This window comes from Chryseobacterium sp. Tr-659 (assembly GCF_011752975.1).
GTDB lineage: Bacteria > Bacteroidota > Bacteroidia > Flavobacteriales > Weeksellaceae > Chryseobacterium.
In genome coordinates this window covers 890,117-913,228 of sequence record NZ_VWWP01000001.1, presented here as the reverse complement: position 1 = coordinate 913,228, position 23,112 = coordinate 890,117, and the positions used below count along the sequence as shown (strand labels likewise).

The 23,112-nt window shown below is 36.4% G+C and carries 22 protein-coding genes; 12 read left to right on the top strand and 10 right to left on the bottom strand.

Features of this window, described 5'->3' with window-relative positions:
- Positions 1-150: 150 nt before the first annotated feature.
- Positions 151-1,173: a 3-oxoacyl-ACP synthase III family protein gene (locus F3J23_RS04020; RefSeq protein WP_167024399.1), complete on the bottom strand. Its 1,023-nt coding sequence runs from the start codon at positions 1,171-1,173 to the stop codon at positions 151-153.
- A 73-nt stretch (positions 1,174-1,246) separates the two neighbouring features.
- On the opposite strand from F3J23_RS04020, the gene F3J23_RS04015 reads away from it, so the two are divergent.
- The 3 genes from F3J23_RS04015 to F3J23_RS04005 are packed head-to-tail and all read left to right on the top strand — an operon-like array spanning position 1,247 to position 5,295.
- A complete protein-coding gene (locus tag F3J23_RS04015) occupies positions 1,247-2,146 on the top strand; it encodes a CorA family divalent cation transporter (RefSeq protein WP_167024396.1) in 900 nt (299 codons plus the stop codon).
- Positions 2,147-2,205: 59 nt separating this feature from the next.
- Positions 2,206-3,792 (top strand): patatin-like phospholipase family protein, encoded by a 1,587-nt coding sequence (locus F3J23_RS04010; RefSeq protein WP_167024393.1) that lies wholly within the window; start codon positions 2,206-2,208, stop codon positions 3,790-3,792.
- 33 nt (positions 3,793-3,825) lie between these two features.
- Positions 3,826-5,295: an FAD-binding oxidoreductase gene (locus F3J23_RS04005; RefSeq protein ID WP_167024390.1), complete on the top strand. Its 1,470-nt coding sequence runs from the start codon at positions 3,826-3,828 to the stop codon at positions 5,293-5,295.
- Positions 5,296-5,883: 588 nt separating this feature from the next.
- Here F3J23_RS04005 and F3J23_RS04000 read toward each other — a convergent pair.
- A complete protein-coding gene (locus F3J23_RS04000) occupies positions 5,884-6,414 on the bottom strand; it encodes an NAD(P)H-dependent oxidoreductase (RefSeq protein ID WP_167024388.1) in 531 nt (176 codons plus the stop codon).
- A 91-nt stretch (positions 6,415-6,505) separates the two neighbouring features.
- On the opposite strand from F3J23_RS04000, the gene F3J23_RS03995 reads away from it, so the two are divergent.
- The gene (locus F3J23_RS03995) at positions 6,506-6,892 is read left to right on the top strand and encodes a winged helix-turn-helix transcriptional regulator (protein WP_167024385.1); all 387 of its coding nucleotides are present in this window, start codon (positions 6,506-6,508) and stop codon (positions 6,890-6,892) included.
- 96 nt (positions 6,893-6,988) lie between these two features.
- Here F3J23_RS03995 and F3J23_RS03990 read toward each other — a convergent pair whose 3' ends face one another.
- Together F3J23_RS03990 and F3J23_RS03985 are read right to left on the bottom strand one after the other, a co-directional pair.
- Positions 6,989-7,549, bottom strand: coding sequence for a DNA-3-methyladenine glycosylase I (locus tag F3J23_RS03990; protein ID WP_167024382.1), 561 nt, complete (start codon positions 7,547-7,549; stop codon positions 6,989-6,991).
- Positions 7,549-7,866 (bottom strand): MazG-like protein, encoded by a 318-nt coding sequence (locus F3J23_RS03985; protein ID WP_167024380.1) that lies wholly within the window; start codon positions 7,864-7,866, stop codon positions 7,549-7,551. The genes F3J23_RS03990 and F3J23_RS03985 overlap by 1 nt, the downstream gene beginning before the upstream one ends.
- Positions 7,867-8,031: 165 nt before the next feature.
- On the opposite strand from F3J23_RS03985, the gene F3J23_RS03980 reads away from it, so the two are divergent.
- Genes F3J23_RS03980 through F3J23_RS03970 form a run of 3 tightly spaced genes read left to right on the top strand, consistent with a single transcriptional unit; the run spans position 8,032 to position 10,411 of the window.
- A complete protein-coding gene (locus F3J23_RS03980) occupies positions 8,032-8,946 on the top strand; it encodes an alpha/beta hydrolase (RefSeq protein ID WP_167024377.1) in 915 nt (304 codons plus the stop codon).
- Between the two features lie 17 nt (positions 8,947-8,963).
- The gene (locus F3J23_RS03975; RefSeq protein WP_167024374.1) at positions 8,964-9,338 is read left to right on the top strand and encodes a hypothetical protein; all 375 of its coding nucleotides are present in this window, start codon (positions 8,964-8,966) and stop codon (positions 9,336-9,338) included.
- 53 nt (positions 9,339-9,391) lie between these two features.
- Complete coding sequence (locus tag F3J23_RS03970; RefSeq protein ID WP_167024371.1) at positions 9,392-10,411, top strand: TQO small subunit DoxD; 1,020 nt, start codon at positions 9,392-9,394, stop codon at positions 10,409-10,411.
- Positions 10,412-10,510: 99 nt separating this feature from the next.
- On the opposite strand, the gene F3J23_RS03965 is transcribed toward F3J23_RS03970, so the two are convergent.
- The 5 genes from F3J23_RS03965 to F3J23_RS03945 form a co-directional block, all read right to left on the bottom strand.
- Positions 10,511-11,107: a hypothetical protein gene (locus F3J23_RS03965; RefSeq protein WP_167024368.1), complete on the bottom strand. Its 597-nt coding sequence runs from the start codon at positions 11,105-11,107 to the stop codon at positions 10,511-10,513.
- 359 nt (positions 11,108-11,466) lie between these two features.
- Positions 11,467-13,044, bottom strand: a complete 1,578-nt coding sequence (locus tag F3J23_RS03960; RefSeq protein WP_167024365.1) for a DHA2 family efflux MFS transporter permease subunit — start codon at positions 13,042-13,044, stop codon at positions 11,467-11,469.
- 140 nt (positions 13,045-13,184) lie between these two features.
- Positions 13,185-14,288 carry an HlyD family secretion protein gene (locus F3J23_RS03955; RefSeq protein WP_167024362.1) on the bottom strand — a complete coding sequence of 368 codons (1,104 nt, stop codon included), beginning with the start codon at positions 14,286-14,288 and terminating at the stop codon, positions 13,185-13,187.
- 16 nt (positions 14,289-14,304) lie between these two features.
- Entirely contained in the window at positions 14,305-15,621 is a 1,317-nt protein-coding gene (locus F3J23_RS03950; RefSeq protein ID WP_167024359.1) for a TolC family protein, read from the bottom strand.
- Positions 15,605-16,231: a TetR/AcrR family transcriptional regulator gene (locus F3J23_RS03945; protein ID WP_167024356.1), complete on the bottom strand. Its 627-nt coding sequence runs from the start codon at positions 16,229-16,231 to the stop codon at positions 15,605-15,607. Before F3J23_RS03945 ends, F3J23_RS03950 begins: the two co-directional genes overlap by 17 nt.
- A gap of 249 nt (positions 16,232-16,480) precedes the next feature.
- On the opposite strand from F3J23_RS03945, the gene F3J23_RS03940 reads away from it, so the two are divergent.
- On the top strand, positions 16,481-17,554 hold the full coding sequence (locus tag F3J23_RS03940; RefSeq protein ID WP_167024353.1) for a hypothetical protein: 1,074 nt from the start codon (positions 16,481-16,483) through the stop codon (positions 17,552-17,554).
- A 146-nt stretch (positions 17,555-17,700) separates the two neighbouring features.
- On the opposite strand, the gene F3J23_RS03935 is transcribed toward F3J23_RS03940, so the two are convergent.
- Positions 17,701-18,819, bottom strand: a complete 1,119-nt coding sequence (locus F3J23_RS03935; protein WP_167024351.1) for an ATP-binding protein — start codon at positions 18,817-18,819, stop codon at positions 17,701-17,703.
- Positions 18,820-19,094: 275 nt separating this feature from the next.
- Here F3J23_RS03935 and F3J23_RS03930 point away from each other — a divergent pair, with 275 nt between their 5' ends.
- The 4 genes from F3J23_RS03930 to F3J23_RS03915 all read left to right on the top strand — a co-directional run bounded on the left by F3J23_RS03930 (position 19,095) and on the right by F3J23_RS03915 (position 23,061).
- Positions 19,095-20,408, top strand: a complete 1,314-nt coding sequence (locus F3J23_RS03930) for a hypothetical protein (protein ID WP_167024349.1) — start codon at positions 19,095-19,097, stop codon at positions 20,406-20,408.
- Position 20,409: 1 nt separating this feature from the next.
- Complete coding sequence (lptC, locus tag F3J23_RS03925; protein WP_167024347.1) at positions 20,410-21,000, top strand: LPS export ABC transporter periplasmic protein LptC; 591 nt, start codon at positions 20,410-20,412, stop codon at positions 20,998-21,000.
- Between the two features lie 11 nt (positions 21,001-21,011).
- Entirely contained in the window at positions 21,012-22,055 is a 1,044-nt protein-coding gene (locus F3J23_RS03920) for an anhydro-N-acetylmuramic acid kinase (protein WP_167024345.1), read from the top strand.
- 136 nt (positions 22,056-22,191) lie between these two features.
- Positions 22,192-23,061 carry an AraC family transcriptional regulator gene (locus F3J23_RS03915; protein ID WP_167024342.1) on the top strand — a complete coding sequence of 290 codons (870 nt, stop codon included), beginning with the start codon at positions 22,192-22,194 and terminating at the stop codon, positions 23,059-23,061.
- The last annotated feature ends 51 nt before the right edge of the window (positions 23,062-23,112 follow it).

The window sequence follows — 23,112 nt, the reverse complement described above, 5'->3', positions numbered from 1 at the left end:
CATAAATATCCTTTCAAATCTTTGATTTCGGTTTCTAAAAAATAGAGTTCTTCAACTTTTTACTTGTGATATTTTTTAAAATTTGGAGCCCACACTTTATGAGATAATCGTAATGGATTTTCACCATTTACGCTTTCTCACTTTTGTATATTAATATTCAAAAAGAACACTTCCCCATGTAAATCCGCTTCCGAAAGCTGAAAGAAGCACTAAATCTCCTCTCTTTATTTTTCCTTGTTCAATAGCTTCGCTTAAAGCAATCGGAATAGAAGCTGCGGTTGTATTTCCGTATTTCTGGATATTATTGAACACTTTTTCGTTCGGTAATCCGAATTTTTCCTGAACGAACTGTGCAATTCTAAGATTCGCCTGATGCGGAATGAACATATCAAGATCTTCAACAGTTTTACCGGCTTTGTTCAACGCTTCCATCATTGTTTCAGGAAATCTTGTAACAGCATGTTTAAACACGAAGTTTCCATTCATAATCGGGTATACTTCTTTGTTGGTTACATTTTCAGGATCTTTTCTCATTCTGTCGCTCCATCCGAATTTAGAACCCGGGAACTGAGTACACAGGTCGTCTGCATATTTCCCTTCAGAATGCATATTAAAGGCTAAAACATCCCCGGCGTTTTCATCTTCTGTTGCGGAAAGAACAATTGCTCCTGCCCCATCTCCGAAAATAACAGAAACTCCCCTTCCTTCATCAGAAAAATCCAATCCGAATGAATGAACCTCAGCTCCTACAACCAGGATATTTTTATAAGTTCCTGACTTGATAAATGCATTGGCAACACTCATGGAATATACGAAACCTGAACACTGATTTCTAACATCTAATGCACCAATAGTATCACAACCAAGCATATCCTGAAGCAATACTCCACATCCCGGAAAATAATAATCCGGTGAAAGCGTTGCAAAAATTATATAATCGATATCTTTTGATGTAAGACCAGCGTTATGAATCGCTTTTTCTGCTGCTTTAAAGCCTAAAAAAGCGCTGGTTTCCTGAGAGTCGTACCTGTTTTTTCTGTGTCTTCGTTCCCTGATGCCCGTTCTTTCCGTAATCCATTCATCATTGGTAGTCATTAATTGGGCTAAATCATCATTGGTAACAACGTTATCTGGAACATAAAATCCAACACCTTTTATTGTACTTTTAATCATATAGTTTTTTAATTTTGGCAAAGATAAAACTTATTTAAAACATAGTATTTCAAAATATTAGTATTTTTACTTTATGCCAATTGATACGATATACAGAAGCACCCACTGCGAATGGGTAGATGTGGAGGCTCCTACTGCAGAAGACCTTAAATTTCTTCATGAAAGATATGAAATCAACAATCTCCTTCTGGAAGATACCATAGATCCTAATCACCTCCCGAAATATGAAGAAGACGGAAGTGTAAAATTCTACCTTCTTCGCGAAAGCACAGAGCTTGAAAGGAAAAATCTTAATACCATCAGTGATATCAGTACCAAGATTGGTATTTTCCTGCTGGGCAAGACCATTATCACCATCCACAGGATGAAAACCAGAAGTATCTCTGAGACAAAGAAAAAGCTCTCTGCAGCACAGGAAGATGTAAGCCCTCAAAAAATAGCTTTAATGATAGCCATTTTAATCATGAAAAGTTTTGATGATGAATCCATCAGCTTACTGGAAACTATGGACAATATTGAAAATGAGATTTTCCTTAAAAATACCAACCACACCAGCCAGATCCGGAGATTGTATAAATTGAAACGAAAATCTGGACTTAATTCAAGGGTGTTGGTCATTTCCACAGATGCTATCGACAAATTTAAATTACTGGATCTTCAGGACTCTGAAATTGTGGATTTAAAAGACAAGCACAAAGATGTAGTTGCGGATTTTGATCATTTGAATATCCAGATTACCAACCTTATTTCCATGTTCCTGGCACTTTCGGATCAAAAGGCCAATCAGGTCATGAAGGTACTGGCAATTTATTCGGTTTATTTTTTACCGATCACATTTATTGCCGGAGTGTATGGGATGAATTTTGAAAATATGCCCGAACTTCACCATAAACATGGATATTTTATTACTTTGGGAGTGATGGCAACCGTGGTAATCAGTACGTTTATTTATGTGAGACGAAGACAATGGTAGCTTTTTAAATGATTAAGATTACTTCAGCTTCTGCTCGTAATGACACTTAAACCTATACTATGAAAACTGAAAACCTACATAAGATTCTGGAAGATCCTTCTCTTTCACAGGCATCTAAGGAAAAACTGATTGCTTTGCATGAGAACATTTCAACCAAAGAATTTTCTGATCTTCTGGATCAGTATGGGAATCAGTATGTGGAATTTGTACAGGAAGGCGGCGGCGTTTGGGGAAGTGCACTAGTAGGATATCTTTACGGACTGGAAATATTCGGGGTTCGTTTTCTGAAAGTTGCCGGAACGAGTGCCGGTGCTATCAATACCATGCTTATTGCAGCCTGCAGAACGAAGGAAGAATCCAAAAGTGAACTTATCAAAAATATTCTCTTTAGCTGGGATTTTTCTGATTTTATGGATGGAAAAACGTATGTAAAAACCACCTTGCATTCTATGCTGAACAATAAGGATTTCTTTAAGATCAATGCTATTATTGCCGGTATTTTGTTTATTATTCTGGTCAGTATTCCTTTTGCTGCTCCTTCAGAAACGATAACAGATGCCAAACTGATGTTCTTAATTCCTTTGATTCCGGCTGTTATCCTTTTTTTCTGTATCAAAAAGCTCTACAATAACTTTAGAAAAGAGAACAGCGGACTAAATCCGGGAAATACTTTCCAGAATACCATGCAACGTGCTCTGGAAGATTTTGGAATACAAACAGTAGCCCAACTGAATGAAAAATTTATTCAAAAGGAAAAGGATCTCAACCTCAACTACCGCTATGGAAACGATCAGCAGTATTATATAACGGCCCTGCAAAGTATCGAAAAGATCAAAGCGAAAAACAGCGAACATATTGACGAAACAAGATATAAGATTTTCTACGAAAGTGCCGCCAATAATGATTATTATAAAAACAATCCGTTTTATCTTCTCCGATCGGAATATGTGGTGATTACTACAGATATCAATGCAAAAATTAAGGTGGAACTTCCTACCATGGCCAATCTCTATTGGTCTGAAGAAGAACTGAAACACATCAGCCCGGCGGAGTTCGTAAGAGCTTCTATGGCAGTTCCTTTCTTTTTTGAACCCTTTCGAAAAGAGATCAACAAGAATGATGACTCCGTAAAATATGCCTGGCGATACTGGATGAATACTAAACCCGACGATATTAATCCTGCCGGGGTTTTTATTGATGGCGGAAGTATTTCCAATTTCCCTATTGATCTTTTTCATGCAGATGAAGTTTTTTACCCAAGAATGCCTCTTTTTGGGGTACAACTGACCAATGATTCTGATATGCTGTCTGAAAAAGGGAAAACAAGTAAGGAAATCCTTAAAACACCTTTCAGCTATGCCGGAAATATCATTAATACGTTGAAAGGATTCAATGATAAGACATTTCTTACCAAACATACTTTCTATAAACTCTATAGTATACAAACCGTCAACTGTGGAACCAGCAGCTGGTTGAATTTCTTTATGAAAAGAGAAGAAAAAGAAGAGCTTTTCAATAGAGGTTTTCAGGCTGCTCTGGATTTCCTGAATCTGTTTAACTGGGAAAAATACAAATATGAAAGAATGATGCTCTCTATGAAAGAGAAAAAAATATTGAAGGAAGAGGATACACCAACGGTGGGATAAGGATTTTTAAGTATTTTAGCTTTTTAAATTTCCATGAAAAAGAGACATTTTTTTATATTAGGGACGATCATAGTCCTTATTTTTATTTCCATTCCTGTTATTCATATTCTTAAAACCAAGTGGAACGAATCTGATGGTAAAAATGAAATTCCAAAAGGGTACACCAATGATGCCAGCCAGTTGAATTTAACGAAAATCGATACACTGATTAAAGTACCAACTTCCAAACCGGAAATTGAAAATCAGCTTCACCAGATTCTGCAATACGCTAAAAAAAAGAATTTAAAAATCTCTATTGCCGGGGCTCAGCACAGTATGGGAGGACACACCATCTACCCCAACGGCATCCTACTGAATATGCTTCCTTATAAGCATATGGAACTGGATGAAAAGAATAGTATTCTAACAATTGGTTCCGGAGCGCTTTGGGAAGATGCAATCAAATATCTGGACAAACATGGGAAATCTATTGCTGTAATGCAAGCCTTCAGTTCTTTTTCTGTTGGTGGTTCAATGAGTGTCAACGGTCATGGATGGCAGAAAAACCTTCCTCCTATATCCTCAAGTGTTGTTTCTTTTTCACTGATGGACCACAGTGGGAAAATTCTCAATTGCAGCCGGGAAGAAAATCCTGAACTTTTTAAGCTGGCAATCGGGGGATATGGATTGTTTGGGATTATTCTTGATGTACGATTGAAAGTAGTCGACAATGTTGCTCTTCAGTATAAATATATTCGGCTTAGTGCTGATCAATACCCGAATTATTATAAAAAATTCATTTCCGGAAACCCTGAAGTTAATTTGGTTTTCGGAAGATTAAGAATTTCAGATAAACGATTCCTTGAAGAAGCTACCATTAATTATTTTGAAAAAGTGAATGAAAATCCTTTACCTCTGCCTCTTCAAAATGCTAAAAATGAGGAAACCAAACGTCTGGTATTCCGAAGCACAGTAAACAGTGAATACGGAAAAAGACTTCGCTGGGATCTGGAAACCGGAATGAATAAAATAACCAAAAATGCAGTGTATTCCAGAAATGAACTGTTAAATGATCACGTTTCACTCATTGAAAATAAAGATCCCAATTCTACAGATCTACTACAGGAATATTTTATTCCGGAGAGAAATTTCAGCCAGTTTATCAAAGAAATAAAACCGGTTTTAAAAAATTCAGGGCTTGATCTGCTTAATATTACCATCCGCGCAGTGAATAAAGATGAAGACAGCTACATGAACTACGCCAGGGAAAATGTATTTGGATTTGTATTTTTATTCAATCAGAAAAAAACAGACAACCAGGAAGAGGCTATGAGAATATTAACCAATCATCTCGTTGATATTGCTTTGAAAAATGAAGGAACTTTCTATCTTCCTTATCGACTTCACATCGGCAAAGAGAAAATGAGGAAAGTTTATCCGCAAGCAGAATCTTTTTTTGAGTTAAAAAGAAAGTATGACCCTTTTGAGATTTTTGATAATAAATTTTACCAACATTACAGATAAATAGTATAACAAAATACATCTGCAAATGTTTTTGGTATTCTTCCCAAAAACATTTGCAGAAAAAAAATATAAGAAATCAATTTATAAATATAAATCTGTTTAAACTTTTTTACTAAACCAGAAAAGGCACAAAAGCATTTTAAAAACTTAAGCTATTTAAGCCATATACTTTGTGTATAAGAATTACACTAAAGTCTTGTTGAAAATCAAAGATTTTCATCTTATGTGAACTTAAGTGTGTATTAAAAATTATTAACGCAAAGTTTATGGATAATTACCCCTTATTTTAAGGGAGCAAAATGATGCGACTTTGTCGCTGATGAAGCGGTATGCTTATACCCAAGCTTTTACTAATCAACGAAGTTGATTCTATTCTTTGCTCACTTACAATCAACAGTTTTAAAATTGAAAACTTTGCGTTAGGAAAACAGTTTGTTTGTACAATCTTAGAGATCGTTTAAATTGTATTTCAATCTTTTTATACACTTGGAACCTGTTTAAACTTATTTAGAAAATAAAAGTTTAAACAGGTTCTATATCTTTTTACCGGATTATAGATTTTCTTACTAAATAGATTCCCATTGATTATTATAAGCTATCCAGAAACTCCAGATACATGGGAACACTTCTGTTGATCCACTCTTCTGAAGAATCTCTTTCAATTCCGTAATAGACGAAAGGCTCTTTATAATCTGCTTTTATATAATCAAAAGTCAGTTCATAAGGTCTGAAAAGTTCGTTCATCGTGTATTTATATTCCCCGGATGCACTGTATCCTTCTTCATCAATTCCTGCAGTAACGGCCAGAGACATTTTCTTTCCGGCCAATTTGAAACCACTGCTGCTTCCATAAGCCCAGCCATACAGAACCACCTCATCCAGCCATTGTTTCAAAAGCGGCGGACTGCTGAACCAGTAAAAAGGAAACTGGAATACAATTTTATCATAAGACTCCATTAAATTCTGCTCTTTTGCAACGTCTATTTTTCTATCAGGATAAACATCATACAGTTGATGAACGGTATATTTTTCAGGATATTTTTTCAGTTCTTCCATCCATTTTTTATTGATAACAGATTTTTCAATGTCAGGATGGGTGATAATAATTAAGGTCTTCATTGATTGTAAATTTCTACTGCAAAATTACAATACATCACTTACATTCCGTACATTAGCAACCCATTGTATGGTACTATAAAAAATGTAAGTAATGACTAAAATAAAGGAAACATCCACCAATTTTGCCAATAAGAAGGCGCTCTCTGATGAATGCCCGGAGATCTATGCATCCAATATTATCGGTGGACAATGGGCACTGGCCATCTGTTGTTACCTCATCAACGGTAAATTAAGGTTCGGTGAATTAAAGAAAAAACTGCAGAACATTACGGAACGAATGCTCACTCTTCAGCTGCGAAGACTGGAGGAAGACAAAATTATTACCAGAACAGTATATGCGGAAGTTCCGCCTCGTGTAGAATATGAGCTTACAGAAATAGGCTATAAACTGAAACCTATTATTCTTGAGTTTGAAAAATGGGGGAATGAACATAAAGAATTGATGAAAGAATCATCAAAAAATGACTACAGAATCTAGATGGCTGCGAAATAATAAATAGAAGTGTTTGATACTCCACACCCTAGTGTTATTTTACAGCCATCTAAATTCATTGTATTATAATTGAGAATCCTCCTATTTTCTTTCAACTTCCTTCCACAAAGGCTTTTGAGAAAGTACTTTTGAGTGAATCGGACAGCTTTCTGCATGGGCCCCTCTCAGATATCCTGTACTCATTAAAAATTCATTTACAATTTCACCTCCTGTAAACTTGAACGTTTTCTTGAAAAGTTTCATCCATTCCGCTAATGTTTTAGGATGATGATGCTCCAGCCATTTTTCAAAAGAACCGAATTCGTTCTGTAGTCCGATAATCGTTTTAGCGTTTTCGATAGCAGCATTCACTTTCAGTTTATTCCTGATGATTCCGGAATCATTCAAAAGCCTTTCACGATCTTCCTCAGTATAAGCGGCAATTTTCTGAATATCAAAATTATCATACGCTTTTCTGAAGCTTTCTTCTTTTTTTAAAACAGTTTCCCAGCTTAATCCTGCCTGATTGATTTCAAGAATCAGTCTTCCGAACAGTTCATTATCATCATGAATTGGGAATCCATAATAGTTATCATGATAATTTTTATGCAGTTCTTTTCTGCTTTGTGGCTGCATGCCTTCTATTGCCAGACAATAACTCATTACAATATATTTTCTGTTTTAGTTAAGAATTTTTCCAGTGCTTCTTTAATATCAATTCCTACACGATCTGCAAGAACAATCAGCCACCAGATATTTTCTGCTAATTTATGTTCTAATTCTTCTGCTGAATCCTTTTTCAGCCAGGTTTTCTGATGAGACATCACATTTCTCCCAACTAAGCCTGCATCGGTAAGATAAGCCAGAGCATCTTCTTCCAGTGTCCATTCTGATCCGTTACCTTTTATTTCCAGCTGATGATACTTTTCCCGGATGTCTAACGAACGTTTTATAAGGGTATCAAAATTATTTGTGTTCATATTGTATTGTTTCTAAAAGTTTCTGAGTGTAAATATAAAGCGGGATTGTGACAACTGTCCGTCAGTAGTATTTTTTTAATTCTTAAATTTAGCAATAATTCAAATCATTTTCTCCCATTAGGTTCACGGATTATTTAGTAGTTTAGAAGACTCAATATCATCATTATGAAATTACCGTTTTCTATCCTGTTTATTATATGTTCTTTCGTAGTTAAAGCCCAACATTTATATTCCAGGGCGTACGGAAATCCGAAAAATACACCTGTTATATTTATTCATGGCGGACCGAGCGGAAATGCAACCTTATTTGAAGGGACTACTGCACAAAAACTTGCAGATAAAGGATTTTATGTAATCGTATATGACAGACGTGGTGAAGGGCGCTCAAAAGATGAAAATGCAACCATGACTTTTAATGAAAGCTTTGATGATTTAAAAGGTATTTATAAAACTTATAAAATCAAAAAAGCAAATATTCTGGCCCATAGTTTCGGAGGGATCATCGGAACTCTTTTTACGGATAAGTTCCCGGAAAAAGTAAGCTCACTGACACTTGCCGGAGCTTTGTTTTCCCAACAGGAAACTTATGACCATATCCTGAAACAGGCAAAGGAACATTTCAGAAATGATCCGGCTCAACTCAAAGAGGTTGCAGAAATAGAAAGCCTGAATAAAAATTCAGCAGCCTACAGAAAAAGATGTTATGGAATTGCCGGAAAGATGGATTTCTTTGATATGCCAGATCCAACCCCTGAAAGTAAGGCATTAAGAACAGAATACGAATCCGGTGAATTCTATAAAGCCAATTTCAGAAACCCCAATTCTCCTCTTATATTCTATCAGAACGAACCGCTCAATAACCTTGATAATAAAGCCGTTTTAAAAGATATCATGAAAAAGAAGATTCCAGTTTTTGCAATATATGGCAAGAATGACGGAATTTTTTCTGAAAAGCAGCTGAATGACCTTGAAAGTATTGTAGGGAAAAAGAATTTTAGGCTTATTGATAACTGTTCGCATTATTTATTTGTAGACCAGCAGGATGAATTCTTGAAATTTATGAAGCTTACATTAAAATAAAGTGTAGTTTTGTAATCATGTCAAACACAGGAATCCATATGAAGACTTATAAAGCCATCATTACGATGCTTATACTGGTGTTTTCATTGTCTCCATGTTCTGTGAAAAGAAATGTGCTTGATATTTTTGATATTCAATATATCAGTGGTTTAAATAAAGTAAAAACCACTTCTACTCTTTCCTTCAGCTGTGATGCAGCAACTTCTAACAGATGTTCTGTTTCAAAAAATAAAATACAGCGCAAACACGAGGATTTGTTAGTGAATTTCAATTCCAACCCAAAAAATATCCGGGAAGGAAGATTCACTTTTAATCATTATTCCGGATATACTACCGGAAACAGTCCCCCGAAATACATTTTGTTTAAAAGACTGAAACTTAATCTGGCATAAATTCTTTTATACCTAAGGAAAAAACAGTTTTTTACAATACAATATTTATTTCAATGAAACATACTACCAACAGCCGGTCTTCTGATCTGGCTGGACTCTATACTTTATCCCTCCGCATGGTTATCGGATGGACCTACTTTTCAGCCTTCTGGCGCAGACTTGTCCTTGAAAACAAACTTATTCCTGATGAAAAAGGATATATTGGGGAAAAATTCAATCACTTTCTTCCTAATGCTTTAGGTATTAAACCTGTTATAGAATATCTGGTTACTCATCCTGATGCCTTGCAGCGGTCTATGATGATCTTTACCATAATTGAAGCTATCGTAGGATTACTCATTATTCTAGGATTATTTACGCGGCTGATGAGTATCGGAATTTTCAGCCTTGCATTAGGAATTCTTCTGGGTTCCGGCTGGCTGGGAACTACCTGTGTTGATGAATGGCAGATAGGAGTTCTTGGGATTGCAGGCGGATTTGTTCTGTTCCTTACAGGCAGCGGCCCTTATTCACTGGATTATTTTTTAATAAAGAAAAATAAAACTTTCACTCAGAAAAAATGGTTTCAATGGCTGGGATCCGGGGATCTTCCGGTTTTAAAACCTAAAGTTTTTGTACTCACCGGATCTCTGGCCATATTGGTGCTTACTCTTTACACCAATCAGTATTTCCATGGCGGAGTCTGGGGCACATTGCATAATAAATCCGTAAAACCAAAAGTAGAGATTTCCAATGTCTCACATGATCATTCAGTTTTAAAATTTGAAGTTTACAGAACGGAAGGAGCCGATGTTTACGGCTCTTTCCTGATAGGGGTCCATATTCTGGATAAAGATGGAAATATTCTCAAAGAATTGAATCATAAGGAACTTTCTATGTTTCCTGAAGATCATATCCGAAACCATTATGTGGCTAAAGTAAAACCCGGTAAACATAGCCTTATTATTCCATTGGGTGCAAAAGCTGATATGATGATCGGTATCGGGGATATTTTACAGAAGGAAAAAATCCACTCATTAAAACTGATTGATATCAGCGGTATTGAGTGGATAGCAAAATTAGATAAAAGTTGAAAGTTAAAATTTGAAAATAGGGAGTGGGAAAACAAAATTTAAACTTCTTTATTTGAAGCTTATATATGATTCTCCACGCTATTTTATATTGAGATTATCTTATTTATCTGATATTATTATCTCATACACACATGAACTGTCCGGATCAAGTTTCAGAACTTTTATTTCCAGTAAAACATCCAGTCCCATGGTATCGCAAACTCCCTTTATAAAAGGTTTTATCACCGGCCATTTCAATAAGCCTGCAATCTGCAGGCTTTGTGTTATTTTATGGTAGCGGTCTACTCCTTTAATCAGCAGTTCGGCTTTGTGGTCATTTAATTCTTTAAATTCAAAATTATATTCGGGACTGGATGTAAATATTGCTCCTATAAGTATTTTTGCTGCCGCCGGGATTCCAGGCTGAAGACTGGGTTTTGTTTCCATATTTTTCAATGTCATTCTTGAACCCAGATCATACATGAAAGTAGTGGAAAGCTGTTCAATAGCTTCTGCTCCATAAAGCTTCCCTGCCTGTTTGAGCAAACCTCCATAAAATGCTCCGGTGATATCCGAAAGACGCTGGGTAAGCTCTGTAAAAGTTCCGGGAAAAAATTCAGAAATGATCTGAGCTTCATTCATTCCGGGAAGATAAATATCATGTTTTCTGAAATCTGATAATGCCACATAGGTTTCCGGCAGTTGAATTTGATTCATAGTTAATATATTTTGAGATCATGGTTAGTTTAAATATTAGTATCGAAGTCGGCTTTCCGGAAAATTGTAAATACGGTCTCCTGTTTTTGATAAAGACATCAAAAAGTTGACATTTATTTCAGATAAAAATCTGATGACATGCCTCAACCGGAGCCTTTTGAAGGGGTATTTTGAGGGAGAAGGAATCTATTCATCTTTTTCATTTGATAGCGTAAAGCTAGAAAAAATTAATAAATTCTCCAATAAGTGATATTAATTTTATTTGAATTTTGGATTTTGAGAAAGAAAAATATCCGTCAATTCCTTATGATCTTTAAACAAAAAACCTTCGAAAAATTCCGAAGGTTTTTAATTTAAATTTAGTGCATGGCTTCACTCAAATCTATTTTTTCTTTACTCTTTCTCTCTTTTATAAATAAGATGAACGGAATACATATTAAAAATATTATCCCGAGGTAAAGAAATACATCCATATAGGATAATACCGTTGCTTGCTTGGTTACTGAGAGATCCAGCATTTTATACGCGGCATTCATTGCGGCATCAGGTGTCATTCCCTTTGCTACAAAGCTTGCTTTAAGTGTACTTAGTCTTTGCTGGACATCAAAACTATTTTCGTCAAGATGGGAGATTAAGTTGTTCCTGTATTTCTGCCCGGCATTGGCGATAAAGGTAGTGATTGCGGCAATCCCAAAAGATCCGCCCAACTGTCTCATCATTCCGGTAAATGCTGCTCCCTGACCAATCTCCTGTCCTTGCAATGTACTTAATGAAAGGGACGTGATCGGGATAAACAATAATCCAAGACCGGCTCCTCTTACAATAAGCATCCAGAAAAATGCGTCTTTACTTGTATCCGGTGTCAGAATTTTATACCCCCAGAAGCTATAAACAAAGAAGATGAATAATCCCAGGGAAACCAAAATCTGCTGTTTTGCACCTTTTGCCAGCAATCTACCGATGATAGGCATCATGAATGCGGTCGTTAAAGCAGCCGGAATCATCAAAGCTCCTGACTGAAGTGCTGTCCAACCTAAAATACTCTGAGTATAAAGCGGAACGATGAATGTTGAACCATAAAGCCCAAATCCTAGTACGAATGACATCATGGTTCCGATCCTCAGATTACTATTTTTAAGTACCCTGAGCTCAACGATCGGATATTTAAAGGTAAGCTCCCTCCAGAGGAATAATATAAATCCTAGCACTGCTGCTACTGTAAATGCTACAATCATTCCGCTGGCAAACCAGTCTTCTTCATGTCCTCTTTCCAGAATGAACTGTAATGAACCTACTGTTATGGCCAGCAACGCAATTCCAATCCAGTCAACATCCGAAACTTTACGTTTCTCTGCATATTTAGGGCTTCTTACAAACTGAAGTGTCATCAACGTGGCAGCAATCCCGATCGGGATATTAATATAAAAAATATACGGCCAGCTGAAATTATCAACGATATATCCTCCAAGAGGCGGCCCTAAAGTTGGACCAATAATTACCCCAAGACCATAAATAGCCTGGGCCATACTTCTTTTTTCAATTGGATAAGATTCCGTAATGATCGTCTGCGAGGTCACCAATAAAGCTCCCCCACCGATTCCCTGCATCAATCTGAAGAAAACGAGTTCCCAGATATTGGTCGCATTTCCACATAAAAATGAAAATACGGTAAATATAATGATGGAAGCCGCAAAATAATTTCTACGTCCAAATTGCTGTGACAGCCAGCTGGTCATCGGAACAATAATAACGTTCCCGATCGCATATGCTGTAATTACCCAGCCCACTTCTGAAAGTGTAGCTCCAAGATTCCCCTTCATCTCATTCAAGGCAACATTAACAATCGTGGAGTCTACAATCTCAAGAAGGGCACAAAGGATAGCTGTAATCGTAATGATTACTCTCCGCGCTCCATATTCTACTAATGAATCTTGCATATTTTTTTTCGATGTAAAAAATCAATGGTGAATTTTGCTTCGCAAGTGAATAATGAATTTTAAACTGTTCATTTTAAATTGAAAGTAAGACTGATCCACTATTAAAAACGAAGTTAATTGACTTTTAACAATTTTAAGTGTTATTTCAACGAAACCTCTGCCTTAACGTTCATTCCTGTTCTCAATCTTTTTGCAATATTCTTGTCAAGATTTACAAAATCGATTTTCACAGGAAGTCTCTGAACTACTTTTACGAAGTTACCACTTGCATTATCCGGAGGAAGAATAGAAAAGGTTGCACCTGTAGCCGGAGAGAAAGAGCTTACCACCCCTTCAAATTCCTTATCAGGAAAAGCATCAATCTCAATTTTTACTTTCTGACCTTCTACCATTTTATCTACCTGCGTTTCTTTAAAGTTAGCCACTACCCATTTCTGGTCATTTTTAACCAAAGCGAATAATTGTGCTCCCGCCTGCAGATACTGACCTGCCTGTGTAGGTACTTTTCCTACATACCCGTCTTCAGGAGCAAGAATTACCGTGTATGATAAATTTAATCTGGCATTTTCAACGTCTACTTCTCTCTGCTTAGCCACAGATCCTGCAACACTGATTTGTTGTGAGCTTGCAGCCGTCTGAGAGGAAGCAATATGCGTTTGCTGAGCAATTTGGTTTCTTTGATCAATTAAGACCTGTAACTGTCTGTCTGCAGATTGTTTTGCAGCCAAAGCCTGCTCATATTGCTGCTCTGTAATAGAGTGATCTTTAACAAGATTCGCATATCTTTTCAAATCCTGAGAAGTTTTCCAAACATTTACTTTTGCTGCTTCTATCTGAGCATTTGCTGTTACTACTGCTGCTTCTGAAGACCCGATATTTTTTGAAGTAGCTGTTGTAGTAGCTTCTGCATTCGAAATATTACTTTTGGCTGTAGATAACGCAGCCTGTGATTGCTCAAGGGCCATTTTCTGATCTCTGTTATCTAAAATCACCAAAGTATCTCCTTTCTTCACGAACTGGTTATCTTTTACTTTTACTTCTGCTACGTATCCGGAGATCTTAGAAATTACTGGAGACATATTCGAAGCAATCTGAGCATCGTCAGTTTCTTCGTGATACTGTCCGTAACTATAGGCTCTGTAACCGTAGATTCCTCCTCCGATTACTACTGCTGCTAAAATGATAGGAAAAACTAAACTTTTTTTCTTTTTAGGTTCAGCTGCCTGTGTATTATTATTTTCCATTTTGGTTTCGATCTGATTATTTAATTGTTAAAGTTCCTGTTGTCTGTAATAGTTTTCTGTATGCCAGTGCAGCATCTGCCTTTGCATTAATAACGCCAACGTTAGCTGCGATCTGAGCTGCGTCTGCATCCAACAATTCTGTCATGGTTGCGAGACCGTTGTCATATTTATTTTTTGTGATTCTGTAGTTTTCATTAGCCTGTTCTGCAGATTTTTCGAAAACGATAATTCTCTTTTTAGAATAGTCCGTATTCTGATACTCTCTGTTTACATCAAGCTTAATATTATCATTTAACAGCTCATCTGTGGCAGCCAGCTGCTTTTCTCTTGCTTTTGATTGTCTCAATGAAGAGTTTTCTTTCCAGATATTGGATAAATTATAGGAAATTCCGATTCCTACATTTACGGCATTATAAACGGTAAGAAACTTCGGAATATCAGCTGCTATATAACCACCTGTAAAGGCAATTGAAGGAAGATTTTCCGCTTTTGCCGCCTTAGTTCCCAATTCGGCAGCTTGTCTTTGTTTAGACAGGGCCTGAAGATCTTTACGGTTTTCTTTAGCTTCGCTCACATAGAAATCAACCGGCTTTACCTCTGTTCCTTCTTCAATATAATTCTGATCCACCTCAAGTTCAGTAGTTTCAGGAAGTCCTAACAACAAGTCCATATTGATATTGGCAATATTGTAGTTATTCTTAGCTTCCAATAATTGAAGTTCAATATTTGAAGTTTGAAGATTGGCTTTTAATCTGTCATTTCTGGCGATCAATCCGTTGTTTTCCATTTTAAGGAATGTTTCATCTCTTTTTTGGGAAGCTGCAAGATTTTCTTCAAACACCTTGATAGACTGATTAGCTTTAAACAGGTTATTATAAGCCTGAGCAACATTATAGGCAATAGCTACCTTATCATTTTCAGTGCTCAATTTAGAGGCTTCTACCAAATATTTTGCCGATTGAATTCCGTACTTGATTCTTCCTCCGCTGTAGATAGGAACACTAAGATTGGCTGAACCGTAAAGTACCTGGTGTACTTCAGGGCCTCCTGCTCCGCCTGACACTCCCGGAAGTTTTATATCAACATTCGGTTTTATAGGAAGATACATATAGCTACCTGAGACCTTCAGTTCCGGTAACTGTCTGTTTTTAGCTTCCAAAAGATCAGCTGTAGCCTCTTCGATCTTGGCTGCATCGATCTTGAGATTCTTGCTGTTCTGGATTCCCAGCTGCACAGCTTCGTCAAGAGAAAGTGTTTTTTTCTCCTGAGCATTTGCATTTGCTATTCCTACGAATAGTGATAATGCAATCACTGAGTTATTTATTCTCTTCATAACCTAAAAGGTCTTTTAGTAAATATTTTATATGTTTATTAAGTTCTGTATAATATGTTGCATCAAAAACACTCTCATCTTCCGTATCATTAAGGAATTCTTTATACATTTCTTTTGCATTGAATGCATAAAATAAAGTTCCGCTTACTGTTGAATGAAGCAGATAGATAGGTGGGTTTTTGGTGAAAATTCCATTCTTAAGACCACTTTCCAATATTTGTGAATACATGGAAAGGAATCCCATTTTTGTCTGCTTTAAAAACTCTACAATCTGAGGGTTTTTAGTATGAAGCTGCTCTCTCTGCATGATCCTGTAAAAACATTTTTGATTCTGAATTTTGTTTGAAAACTGATCAATTACCTTTTCAATCTTCTCCCATTCATTGATATCTGTTCTTCCCAAAAGATCTTTTGAAAAAAACTGGCCTTCATTCATCCTGTACTCAACCAGCTTCTCATAAAGTTTTTCTTTGGAACCAAAATAATACGAGATCATAGAGATGTTTACATTAGCTGCCTTGGCGATCTCCCGGGTAGAAGTTCCTTCGAACCCCTTCTCTGCAAAGAGCTTTTCGGCTGCAAACAGTATATTTTCTTCTTTTGAAATCATGTTAGTGTTCTTTTTTCAGGGCGCAAATTTACATAAGTTTTTAATCAAATCAAACGATTGATTGATTTTTTAATATAGATTTAATGTATTATTATTAAAAGATGGACTCTATAAACAAGCAAAACAATAACCTGGCTCTTCCGGCTTCAGGCGCCCCTACCTTAATAAAAGAACTGTTTATATGTAAGATTTATCCGAAAATCCAGTAAAAGTTTAAAAAGATACTATATTTACAAAAAAACGAATTTTATGGGCTTTTTTGATTTCCTTTTTAAGAAAAAGAAGAAGAAAAATCAGACAGATGAAATATATTTCAAACCTGATTCTCCGGATGAAGTAATAGCTGGAGCATTACCTGAAGATACACCATCCACATTGGCTGAAGAAACAAACACCGCATCAAAAGAGAAAGTTGCTGAAATAAGTGAAGCCGGAAATCGCTTCGATCTTGAATTTATTGAAGCCTTTAAAAGATTTCATTCTGATCCGGGTATTGAAATCAACATTGAAATCAAGGACGGCAAGGGTAATATCCTTTCTGCTCATCAGGCTTATGAGGATCTTTTCATGGAATGGTCAGGCATTCATTCAAAATGGGACCGTATTTCATTATTATATGGTTTCTGGGATCAATCTCAATTTGAAAAACTTGAACACTGGCAAGTAATTGAAAGATTTGTAAAGGATCGTTATGCTAAAAAAGCTCTTCATTATTTTGAGGAAAAAATGTCAGACAAAAGGCACTTCACCAAAGAAGAACTTGTTTCAATTTCAAAACTTCACCGGGTTTTACTGGATAATGCCACCGCCAGGGAATACATTGAGACCGCTTATCAAAATCACCCTGAAGATGATTCCGTAAAAGTAGAGTATGCTACAGTTCTTCATATCGTGGGAAATCATTCAGACAAGGAACTTTCTCATCAGCTGTTTCATGATGTATTTGAAAAGAAGATACAACGGAATGATACAGAGTCTGTGTTCGATTGTTTCAGGTTCTCTGAAGGCTACACCGATTCCTCTATTTTTGCCATGCTGTATCTGATGAATACTGAGGCAGACAATGATACATGGGATTATCTGGCAGAAGAATACTACTACTGCCCTGTCTTCAGGTACGAACACGCAGTACAATTGTCACAAACTGATAATGCTCTGAGAGCCTTAGCAAAACTTACTTCCTTAAGCCAGGAGTTCCCATGGTTCAAAATGGCCCTCGAAAGCACCATTGGTAATATTAGATCTATGCAAAGACAGCTCAATGCACCGGATTTTATGGAAAAAGAGCTTGAGGAATTTCAAACTTCATTAAAAAGCTTATAGGTGAGCAAGAAAATCAGAGCATGCGCTGACGCTCATCATAAAGACTGTGATTTACAACTCAAACAACCCGACTGTAAAAGTAAAAGAAGCTTAAGCTTTACTTATTATAAAGCAAAACTCCGGTACTATAACCGGAGTCTTTTATTTTATACGCTTTTATGAATATATCTTGATAATTTTATCCCCAGATCGGTCCATACAATCTTAGGATTTCCATTTCGGGTAAGGTGCAGGTCTGCCGTATTAATTTCTTCTAAAATACTTTCAATATTAGCTCCGCTGATGAATTTTGAAAACCCCGCCCAGTTGAAGCCGTTCGCATTAATCTTTTTATAAACCAGATTTTCAGACTGGTAATTCTGAAGTAATGCCAATCTGAAAATTTCAGAACAGTAATTTAAGAAGTTTTTCTGCTTTTCTCTGTTCCATCCGGCAATTTCCCTTGCCCACAAAATAATACTTCTTAAATATTCAGGTTTCTTTTTTACCATAAATGCATCGCGTACCCACTGCACGAAAAGCTTTTCAAATTCATTGGACTTCTCTCCCGAATTCAAGAGCTTAACAGCCTCATTAAGATTTCCTTGTGCTTCATGCACAATTTCCCTCACTTTCTCTTCTGAGACAGAGAAATTCTTTTTAAGATGATTTTCAATATCCTCATCATTAATTCTCGGGATTTCCACAATCTGTGTTCTGGAAAGGATTGTGGGAAGGATATCGTTTGTACTTTCTGCTGTTAAAAGAATAATCGTCTTTGCAGGAGGTTCTTCCAAAAACTTCAGGAATTTATTGGAAGCTGCCACATTCATTTTATCAGCTCTCCATACAATGAGGATTTTGGTTCCTCCTTCATAACTTTTTAATGAGAATTTTTGGTTCTGATCATCAATTTCATCCGCAGAAATGAAAAGCTGTTTATTTTCTGATTCTAAAAAAGCAGTCCAGTCATCGTAGCTTGAATAAGGTGAAGCCAGAATCATTTCCCTGAAATCATCAAACTTATTTTTGCTTAAAGAATTTTTATTATCTGTAAAAACAGGAAAACTGAAATGCAGATCCAGGTGATTAAGGTGTTCTACCTTTGCAGCAGCATGTTCATTTTCCAGGCTTAAAATTTCTCTTGCGTAGGCTAATACCATAGGCAGCGTTCCGTATCCCTCTTTTCCTACAAAAAGTTGGGCATGGCTCACTCTGTTTTCGGCAATGCTTTCTCTAAGAAGTTTTTTCAGATTCGTTTGTCCGGCGATATTCTCCCAATTCATGTTTCAAAGATAAGAAATCAGGAGGAAATCTGGGAAGGGTCAATCGCCAATTTTTGCGCTGCAAAGTGAATAGTGAATAATAGCCGTACTCAAAATAAATTCACAAGCAAAGCGGATTAACGATTCACCATTCACCCTGAATGGCAATTCACAATAAATAATCTGTAAAGATTCAAAATTTCCCATTATATAAGCCCTTAACAAACTTTAACCACATATAATTTTTACAATTCATTAATATTTAAGATATTTGCGCATTGTTTTAAAAATAAAGAATGAAAAAAATCTTTGTAGTATCATTCATATCAGCTGGATATTTTCTGAATGCACAGAGTCTAAGCAACTCTCCTTATGCAGCTTATGGAATTGGAGATGTGAAATATGATAATACGATCGAAACGGCTTCCATGGGAGGTATATCAACTGCTTTTATAAGTGATTTCACCAGTAGTTTTAATTTTGCCAACCCGGCAAACAATGCCAATTTCGAGCTTACAAGCATCAGGCTGGAAGCTACCAACGAAAACAATTATTTCAAATCGAACTATAACGATATGAAATCTACAAAGCATTCTACGTACCTTTCCAATATTGCACTGGCATTTCCTTTATCTCCAAAAGTAAAAATGGGGATATCCTATCAGCCATACAGCTCTAAAAGTTATGATATTGTGAATGAACAACTTGACGCAGACAAAACTCCTCTTTACAAAAATAACTTTAAAGGAAGCGGTACTCTGAACATTGCTCAACTTGCTGTTTCTTATAAGATCAATCAGGAGTTTTCAGTAGGTGCAAAAGCCAATCTTTATTTTGGAGATTTAAATGACCTGAATGAATTCCGTGCTTATAACAGAGATCTTGGTACATATACCGGAGAGTACGTTAATGGTTATGAAACAAAAAACAGAATCAGAAACTTCAACTTTACCCTAGGTACAAGTTATCAAACTTTAAATACACGTACGGATAAGAAGTTTACAATAGGTGCAACGGCTACTTTTGGTAATACCAGCAACATGACAACGCAGTATACCAACAGTACATACAGATATTCTGATGTTCAGGAAACCACTAAAGTTGTAGGATCAGAAACCATTATAGAACAAAAAGATACAAAATCTAAAAACCTTCTTCCGCTGCAGGCATCCTTAGGGGTTGGATATGGAAGTGAAAATCACTGGTTTGTTTCCGGACAGCTTGATTACAAAAAAGGAGAAGATATTTCTTATTTTGGTAAAACACTTAACTTCCAGGATACTTACAGAATTTCTGCCGGTGGTTGGTACCTTCCGAACTATAATAACTTCAGAAACTATTTCTCAAGGGTAATCTACAGATATGGGGCCTTCTATGAAAGAGGAAGTCTTAATCTGGAAGGAACCAGCATCAATAAATTCGGTATTTCTGCAGGGGTAATGCTTCCGTTCAAAAACAGCAGTATCACAAGGATGAGTGGTCTTGAAATAGGAGTTGAAGTCGGTAAGAGAGGAACTCTTCAAAACAACCTTATCAACCAGAATTACATCAATCTGAGAATCGGCTTCAATTTTGCTGATAAGTGGTTCAGAAAGACTCTTTATAACTAGAATGAATTTTTCAAATAAAATATCATATAAAAATATAGCATGCCTTTTTAGTTGTGCTATATTTTTTATATTGACATCCTGTGAAGAGGATCTTACCAAAGCCAACGGTAATCAAAGCAAAAATTTCCCTTCACAGATCATTAATAATGCTAATATCATTCAGCGTGACTCTGGTTTTGTAACTTTAAAAGCCAAAGCCCCGATCATTGAAAAGTATGAGCTGATTGACAGCCCGTACGTAGTTGCCCGAAAAGGGATAGATATTGAATTTTTTGATAAAAAGAAGCCTAAAGTTCCCGGAAGAATTACTGCTAAATACGCCCGTATTTTCGAATATAAAAAATTCTACGAAGCGAAAGGAGATGTGAGAATCAGAACGAATGAAGGGCAGAGATTTGCAATGCAAAGTATTTATTGGGATCAGAGAAAGAACAGAATCTACACCAAAGATACCGTGTATGTAACCATGGAAGACGGCTCTACTCTGGTAGGAGCCAATGGGATGACCGCTAAAGATGATTTTTCCGAATATACTTTTTATAACAATTCAGGAGATTTCAGTTCGAAAAGAATTTCCGAGAATAAAAAATAAATCTGATCATAATGAAAACTCTGGCTATTGGGCTGATGTCCGGAACAAGTCTGGATGGTTTGGATATCTGTCTTGCTGAATTTGAAAGACAGGACAAGTGGACTTTTCAGATCCTGAAGGCAGAGACATTCCCCTATTCGGACGAATGGGAAAAAAGACTAAAAAATTCGATATCTCTTTCTGCAGAAGACCTGCTGGAGCTGAATTCGGATTACGGCTTCTATCTTGGACAGAAAGTCAGAGAATTTATCAATAAATATCAGCTAAAAAACATTGATTTAATAGCCTCTCACGGCCATACGGTTTTTCATCAGCCTCAAAGGAAATTTACACATCAAATCGGTGATGGCAGAGCAATAAAGCTGGAAACCGGTTTACCCGTCATCTTTGATTTCAGAAGCCAGGATGTATTGATGAAAGGAAATGGAGCCCCTTTGGTTCCTATAGGTGATGCTCTACTTTTCTCCGAATATGGCGCATGCCTTAACCTTGGCGGATTTTCCAATATTTCGTTGCAATTGAATGGCAGAAGAATTGCCTTTGATATTGCTCCTGTCAATATTATTCTGAATCATTTTGCCCAAAAACTGAATAAAAGTTTTGATGAAAACGGAGAACTTGCAAGAAAAGGAAGAATACATGAAGATATACTCTGCCAGCTCAATGCATTGGATTTCTATCAGCAATCTCATCCAAAATCACTCGGTGTAGAATGGTGCAATCAGCATATATTTCCGGTACTTGAAAATATGGATACTCCGGATGCTCTGGCAACCTTTACCGAACATGCAGCCCGGCAAATTGCTTCTGTTATCAGTCAAAATGATATAGCAGATATTCTGATTACCGGAGGAGGTGCCTACAACACATTTTTAATTGAAAAAATAAAAACAAAAACAAGATCTGAGATCATTATTCCTGAAAAACAAATCATTGATTATAAAGAGGCGCTGATATTTGCTTTTATGGGAGTTTTAAGGATGAACAATGAAGTCAATGTTCTTTCTTCTGCAACGGGAAGTAATGCAGATCATTCCTCCGGGGTAATTGCTTAGATAAGATTTCCACTACTCTATATCCTTATTAATTCATATAAAGAAACAGCTAGCTCACCGTACTGCCCATAATAAAGCCAAAAGAAAAGTTGTATTTTTAACTCATCATTAGAACGAGAAGAAATTATTAAAACAAATGGCACCAGTCGCAAAAGTTAAAACATATCATTTTCTCCCACGTAAATATGGTCTGGAGCTGTTATTGGATATCGGACGTATTGAAAGATTGAATCACTTTGTATTAGACAATACATTACATCAGCTTAGCTTTTACGAAATCCTTTTCATAGAAGAAGGTGCAGGAACTTTTACGCTAGACGAAAATAAGATGCTGATAGCTCCCCGAACCATCTTTTTCACAAGCCCCGGGCAGGTTCGCCGCTGGGAAATTGAAAAAGAGATAAAGGGCTATGTTTTATTATTTGAAAAAGACTTTCTTCATCTTTTTTTCTCTGATGAGTTATTCCTGCATCGGTTTCAATACTTCCATCAATATTCACATCCTACAGAAATGCAAATATCAGAGTCTTCATTTGAGAAATGCCTGGAGCTTGTATATGGAATAGAGGGAGAATTCGAGCAGCTTCAGAACGACAGCAGCCATCTGATCAGATCACTTTTGTATCAGCTATTGGTTATTCTCAACAGATATTATGCAGGTATTCATAATGTACAGAGAGATACCTATGTTCATTCGGATTTTTACAGATTCCGATCTTTACTGGAAAAAGAAATTATAAATGACCGGAGTGTTGAAGCCTATTCAAAAATGCTGAATATAAGCACAGGATTTCTTAATAAAATCTGCCGACAGTTCAGCGGATTATCTGCCCAGCAAATGATCCACTATAAATTGATTTCAGAAATAAAGAAGCAGCTTTATCAAAACAAATCGGCAAAGGAAATTGCTTATGAGTTTGGCTTTTCGGATCCATCCAATTTCAACCGCTTTTTTAAAAAAATTACGGGTAATACTCCCCAACAGTACCGGAAGAATATAAAATGACCATTTTAAAAATAAAATGACCTTTTTCTAAACTAAGACTGTTCCTAATTT

Coding starts and splice junctions, on each gene's coding strand:
- F3J23_RS04020 (WP_167024399.1), bottom strand. CDS start 1,173: ATGATTAAAAGTACAATAAAAGGTGTTGGATTTTATGTTCCAGATAAC.
- F3J23_RS03990 (WP_167024382.1), bottom strand. CDS start 7,549: ATGAGTTATTGTCTGGCAATAGAAGGCATGCAGCCACAAAGCAGAAAA.
- F3J23_RS04005 (WP_167024390.1), top strand. CDS start 3,826: ATGAAAAAGAGACATTTTTTTATATTAGGGACGATCATAGTCCTTATT.
- F3J23_RS03960 (WP_167024365.1), bottom strand. CDS start 13,044: ATGCAAGATTCATTAGTAGAATATGGAGCGCGGAGAGTAATCATTACG.
- F3J23_RS03930 (WP_167024349.1), top strand. CDS start 19,095: ATGAAAAAAATCTTTGTAGTATCATTCATATCAGCTGGATATTTTCTG.
- F3J23_RS04000 (WP_167024388.1), bottom strand. CDS start 6,414: ATGAAGACCTTAATTATTATCACCCATCCTGACATTGAAAAATCTGTT.
- F3J23_RS03940 (WP_167024353.1), top strand. CDS start 16,481: ATGGGCTTTTTTGATTTCCTTTTTAAGAAAAAGAAGAAGAAAAATCAG.
- F3J23_RS03965 (WP_167024368.1), bottom strand. CDS start 11,107: ATGAATCAAATTCAACTGCCGGAAACCTATGTGGCATTATCAGATTTC.
- F3J23_RS04010 (WP_167024393.1), top strand. CDS start 2,206: ATGAAAACTGAAAACCTACATAAGATTCTGGAAGATCCTTCTCTTTCA.
- F3J23_RS03920 (WP_167024345.1), top strand. CDS start 21,012: ATGAAAACTCTGGCTATTGGGCTGATGTCCGGAACAAGTCTGGATGGT.
- lptC (WP_167024347.1), top strand. CDS start 20,410: ATGAATTTTTCAAATAAAATATCATATAAAAATATAGCATGCCTTTTT.
- F3J23_RS03935 (WP_167024351.1), bottom strand. CDS start 18,819: ATGAATTGGGAGAATATCGCCGGACAAACGAATCTGAAAAAACTTCTT.
- F3J23_RS03975 (WP_167024374.1), top strand. CDS start 8,964: ATGTCAAACACAGGAATCCATATGAAGACTTATAAAGCCATCATTACG.
- F3J23_RS04015 (WP_167024396.1), top strand. CDS start 1,247: ATGCCAATTGATACGATATACAGAAGCACCCACTGCGAATGGGTAGAT.
- F3J23_RS03945 (WP_167024356.1), bottom strand. CDS start 16,231: ATGATTTCAAAAGAAGAAAATATACTGTTTGCAGCCGAAAAGCTCTTT.
- F3J23_RS03915 (WP_167024342.1), top strand. CDS start 22,192: ATGGCACCAGTCGCAAAAGTTAAAACATATCATTTTCTCCCACGTAAA.
- F3J23_RS03970 (WP_167024371.1), top strand. CDS start 9,392: ATGAAACATACTACCAACAGCCGGTCTTCTGATCTGGCTGGACTCTAT.
- F3J23_RS03955 (WP_167024362.1), bottom strand. CDS start 14,288: ATGGAAAATAATAATACACAGGCAGCTGAACCTAAAAAGAAAAAAAGT.
- F3J23_RS03950 (WP_167024359.1), bottom strand. CDS start 15,621: ATGAAGAGAATAAATAACTCAGTGATTGCATTATCACTATTCGTAGGA.
- F3J23_RS03980 (WP_167024377.1), top strand. CDS start 8,032: ATGAAATTACCGTTTTCTATCCTGTTTATTATATGTTCTTTCGTAGTT.
- F3J23_RS03995 (WP_167024385.1), top strand. CDS start 6,506: ATGACTAAAATAAAGGAAACATCCACCAATTTTGCCAATAAGAAGGCG.
- F3J23_RS03985 (WP_167024380.1), bottom strand. CDS start 7,866: ATGAACACAAATAATTTTGATACCCTTATAAAACGTTCGTTAGACATC.